The organism is Idiomarina sp. UBA4206, assembly GCF_002383015.1.
Taxonomy (GTDB): Bacteria; Pseudomonadota; Gammaproteobacteria; order Enterobacterales; family Alteromonadaceae; genus Idiomarina; species Idiomarina abyssalis.
On sequence record NZ_DFTS01000072.1, the window covers coordinates 59,115 to 61,451 of the forward strand.

The 2,337-nt window shown below is 49.3% G+C and carries 1 protein-coding gene; it reads right to left on the bottom strand.

Annotated elements, in window-relative coordinates:
- On the bottom strand, positions 1-2,337 hold a 2,337-nt coding region (locus tag B3180_RS14365), incomplete at both ends, for a transcription-repair coupling factor (RefSeq protein WP_286845217.1).

A 2,337-nucleotide genomic window follows, 5' to 3' on the forward strand; every position in this document is an offset into this window, starting at 1 on the left:
GCGTCGTATTCGCGGACAAAGGTTTTTACTGCCAGTCGCTTAGCTGGTGGCGTGGCTATAATTGACAGGTCACGAATGTTGTTCATGGCCATATTCAGGGTACGTGGAATAGGCGTAGCTGTTAGCGTCAGAATATCTACGTCAGCGCGCAGGCGTTTAATCGTGTCTTTTTGTCTTACACCAAAGCGGTGTTCTTCGTCGACAATGAGCAGACCTAGGTCATGACACTTAACATTGTCTTGCAGTAACTTGTGCGTACCAATAACAATATCGACTTTGCCGTTAGATAAGTCTTCAAGAATGCCTTTTGACTGCTTGGCGGTTTTAAAGCGTGAGAGCACTTCAACCCGAATGGCCTGATCAGCAAAACGATCACTGAAGTTTTCATAATGTTGCTGGGCCAGCAGGGTGGTTGGAACCAGCACCATCACTTGTTTACCTTCATTAACGGCAATAAAGGCCGCGCGCATGGCCACTTCGGTTTTACCAAAGCCCACGTCGCCGCAAACCAGCCTGTCCATTGCCCGTGGCTGTTGCATATCCTGTTTCACAGCATCAATTGCGGCCTGCTGGTCAATGGTTTCTTCAAACGGAAAGCCGGCGGCAAAACGTTGGTAGTCTTCTTCGTTAATATTAAATGCATAGCCGGGCTTAGCTTCGCGGCGGGCGTAAATATCGAGCAGTTCTGCTGCAACGTCTCGCACTTTTTCTGCAGCACGTTTTTTGGCTTTTTCCCAACTGTCATTACCCAGTTTGTTTAAAGGGGCATGGCTTTCTTCACCGCCACTGTATCGGCTCAAAACATTCAGGTTTGCTACCGGAACATAAAGTTTGGCGCCACCAGCGTACTCAATGGTGACAAATTCCGTGGTGACATTACCGGCATCGAGAGTCGTCAACCCCTGATAGCGGCCAACACCGTGGTCCAGGTGAACAACCGGCTGACCGGCCTGCAGTTCTGCTAAATTGCGAATGAGCGTATCGGCGCTGACAGTGGCTTTTTGCTGGCGTCGGCGGCTTTGTACCACGCGGTTACCAAACAGTTCAGTTTCGGTAATAAACCAGAGTTTGGCATCGGGTAAATAAAACGAGTTAATAATGGGGCTGATAATTAAGCCGACTTGTTTGGTCGGACACTCTTCAAGACCTGAGCAAAGCGTAACCGGAAAACCGAGCTTGCTGACAATTTCACGCAGAGCTTCACGACGGCCTGCGCTCTCAGCGGAAAGCAGAACCTTGTCGTTATTTGCTAACGCCTGTTCTAATTTGGTTTTCAGTTTGGCAAAAGGCTGTTTTTGCTGGTGATCCGCAGCTATTTCTGTAACGGCTTCTGTCAGAAACGGTGTCGGCCCGGGTTGTGCCATTTCTGCCGGTACGTTGGCTCGCACTCGACGGTACTGCTTGAAACCAGCGTGAATATTATCGACCGGAAGAAACAGTTCATTAGGGTGTAACAATGGCCGTAACGGATCAAACTGGCGTTGATCGTAGCGATGATTAATATCCTGCCAGAGGCGCTCCAGGCTTGCCTGAATATTGCCGAAGGTAACCAGTACGGTGTCGTCCGGAAGATAATCAAATAAGCTTGCTGTTTCTTCAAAAAATAGTGGGAGATAGTATTCAATCCCGCCGGGTAACTGACCCTTACTGACTTGCTGATAGACCGATTCGCGTTCAGTACTTGCTTCAAAGTGTTCGCGGTAGTTTGCGCGGAAGCGTTCAATTGCCGTTTTGGTTAACGGGAACTCGTGCGCGGGCAGTAAATTAATGCCCTCTATAGGGTCTTTCGATAGCTGAGTTTCCGGGTCAAAAGGCCTGATACTATCAACTTCGTCATCGAAAAAATCGAGCCGGTATGGGGTCTGGCTGCCCATAGGATAAAGGTCCAAGATTGACCCCCGGGCGCTGAATTCACCATGTTCCATAACCTGGTTTACGTGGCGGTAACCTGCATTTTCCAATTGCTGCCGCAGCTTCAAGCTGTCGAGTTGCTGGCCTTTCTCAATTTGTAGTGCTTGACCCTGAACAAAAGACGTTGGTGCAATGCGGTGGAGCAAGGTATTAATACTGACAATCAGTGCGCCACGCTTAGCTTCCGGAAGGCGTGCTAACACACGCAAACGATCAGATATAATGTCCTGATGCGGAGAAAAGCTGTCGTAAGGCAGCGTTTCCCAGTCAGGGAAAAGCGTTATGTCGTCATGATACTCGGTGTGTTCACCGGCAAAATATTTAATTTCCTGTTCTAATCGGTAGGCCTGGTTAGCATCTGCAGTAACAATTAGCACCCGCCCCGGAGTCGCATCAATTAGCTTAGCAATGGCCAGTGCAGGGGCG